Source organism: Okeania sp. (genome assembly GCF_983059655.1).
In genome coordinates this window covers 1-2,831 of sequence record NZ_CEZPJD010000928.1, presented here as the reverse complement: position 1 = coordinate 2,831, position 2,831 = coordinate 1, and the positions used below count along the sequence as shown (strand labels likewise).

Annotated in this window: 1 pseudogene; it reads right to left on the bottom strand. The window is 32.9% G+C overall.

Annotated features, from left to right (window positions below):
• Positions 1-1,890: 1,890 nt before the first annotated feature.
• Positions 1,891-2,831 (bottom strand): annotated as a pseudogene (locus tag AC3DU7_RS30275) (P-loop domain-containing protein); the annotation flags it as partial.

Genomic DNA, 2,831 nt, shown 5'->3' with positions numbered 1-2,831 from the left:
AGTTTACTGATTTGGTTAGGTGTCGAACTGTGGCCTTTATGTTGAGGAGATTGTTTCGGGACTTAAAAAGAAGTTGTATGAAAGTGATAGATTAATAATATGTTTGAAGGAAAAAGAATATTTTGTATAGACATGGACAGAGAAGTTTCATCTCTACCTAGTATTAGATATTTCAGAGGAATAATAATCACTAAAACATTGGTTATTATCTGTGTTTCTTATTTCACTTGGTATCCAACTGAAAAGTAAGTATGAGTGATCGCTATTATTAAGATTTATACTTTTATTATTAGCGATCGCTTATACTTTAAACATCAGTTTCTTGTAGAGTAAAGATAACACATCTAGTTTGGTTAAAATCTAATGGTTAAAAGTTTTGAGCTTTTTAATTTTGAATGGACTCCTATTGCCGTAGGAATCCATTCCATCAAGGTCTTACTTAATTACAAAAAGTTCAGTAAAATTTTTCCTTAGCTCTACCCTAATACTATTAGGAAATTCGACTTCAAAAATCAAACTTGATGGGAGCAATAAAGAAATAATGAATGGTGTTGCCAGTCTTGTAAATAGACTGGTTTTCTTTTTTCTGACCAAAAAATAAGGTCTCAAGCCTCCCCTTTCAAGGGGATGAAAAAGCGGTCGAGGGATGGCGAGGTCTCCTCGCCATATCCAATCGACCAAGAGAAAATAAAGTTCAATATTTCAAGCCTCTGACTTTCCTGCGGAATGCTGCGCAAACAGGCAGAGGTACTGATAACTGATAACTGATAACTGAAATGACTATTTTTTTGCTGTTCATAACCTTCAATTTGTTTCTGTTTAATTTGAACTATACAAGTTCTAAAAAAATATTAATCTTGATATTATTTAGATGGCAAGCGTTTTTTTCATTTTCATCAAAACTTTATATAAGCTTCACCAAAACTTCATAAACTCCAACTTTGAAGTAAAAAATCAAATTGATACAAATAATCAACATCTTTCGTTGATTAGATTAATTTAAAGCTTATATATCTGTAGCAAGAAAAAATAGTGTTTCTAAAATCAACTAGGCTGTTCTGAATTCTTGTACTTTATGTCTCAAAGGATATTTAGGATATTATTATATGTATAATTGATAAAGTTTGAAAAACCTGAACAACTTCATCAATGATCAACAGTAATAACATTTAGTAAATCTTCGTTTTCACAGGTTTTCTTGTAATTCAAAACCCAAATGTCTAATTAACTGTACAGTGATGAGTGGAAAGTGTACTGTACAGCTAAATCAACCTCTTGGAAACTGCGATTTCCAAGAGGTTAGTGAACTATCTATAGCAATCCTAAATTGGTTGCGGGTAATCAAAAAGTAGATAAAAAAACTGAAACTCTTACCTGTTCCCTGTTCCCTGTTCCCCGTTCCCTAGAGACATTAAGATTTTTATACACAAATAAAATGGGATTGCTATAGTGGGGTATCTAGTATTTACCTAAAAGTCAAGCTAAAGACGATTGTACTGTATGAGCTGAAATACCCATTTTACAGTCAATTTGAGTATTAGTAAGCCCCATGCTGATTATCTATTCCAAAAAAGCCGAATTATAATTATTTGTAATGAAAAGCTAGCTCGGATTCATCAAAATAACCTTTCTCAACTGTAGTGGGAGCATCTTGCTCCCGTGCTAGGTATTCCTTGTTCCTGTATACCATTACTATGCAGAACTAGCCCATAGGGTAATTTCAGTTATCAGTTATTAGTTCACTACCTCTTGCTTCAGCTAGAGTCTTGACACCAGAAATTGTCAGTCAACAAATATTGAGCAATAAATAAAAACTTGCCAACCCTATAAAATTATCCAAAATATTTACACTTTTTGTGTATCCTGAATTCCAGTTCCAAATCATAATTTTTAGGCATTTTTGTAAACCATTCCTAACAAATTATTTTTGATTTGTTTTTCCATACTTTCAATTTCAATTAATGACTCTACTTCTTGAACAATATCTTTTCTGTACAGAAAATCTTGAAATGCAGCATGATATATGCTATAAACTGGTTTTCCTTCTGTTTGATAAATTCGCAGAAATTGTGCCCACTCATCTAGAATTTCTTGAACCATTAAGGAAATTTCTCCACTTAACTTTGCTAACATTCCGCAGGATACTGGCTTACGAGTTTTTGTTAAGAAATATATGATTTTTAATTTAGTAACAGGCAATGGTTTGACATTCATTTTCATGCGATGCCAGTGTTGATCGTAATATTTCTCTAAGCCTTGAGGTAAACTTTCTAAGCTGATATCTCTATAGTTACCTTGCTCAATATCATCAAGTACATATTTTAAGTACATGAAATTATTTTCACTATTGCTGGCTATAGATTCGACAAATTCTTCTAATCTTAAGCCTCTTTGTTTAATCCATCCTGCTAGTGCCGATCCTTTTGTACGCAGACGAATAAATAGTTTGACATCTTCTAGACTTTCATTGGGATAAATCATTAAGTCAAAAATTTTCTGTGGTGCAGAAATGACTAATGGTAGTGGATCGGACCTCTTCGTAAGCAGAAAATAAACTCCATTGGGTAAGTTAGCTGGTAAGTAAAGCACGTTAGCCGCTCCACTTTGACTACTTAAATCTACTTCATCTAAAGCATCAACTGCTATGATGAGTTTTTCTCTTGGTGTTAGTTGGGCACTAATTTCGTTTAGTAGTTTTGATAGAAAGTTACCATTGCTAGTGTTATCAGGATGTAATGGTAGTTCATAGGGCAAATTATAGCCTTCAATTAACTGAGTACAGATACTTTTAAGAAAATCTTCAGCCCTAGTTCTACCCTCTGATAATAAAT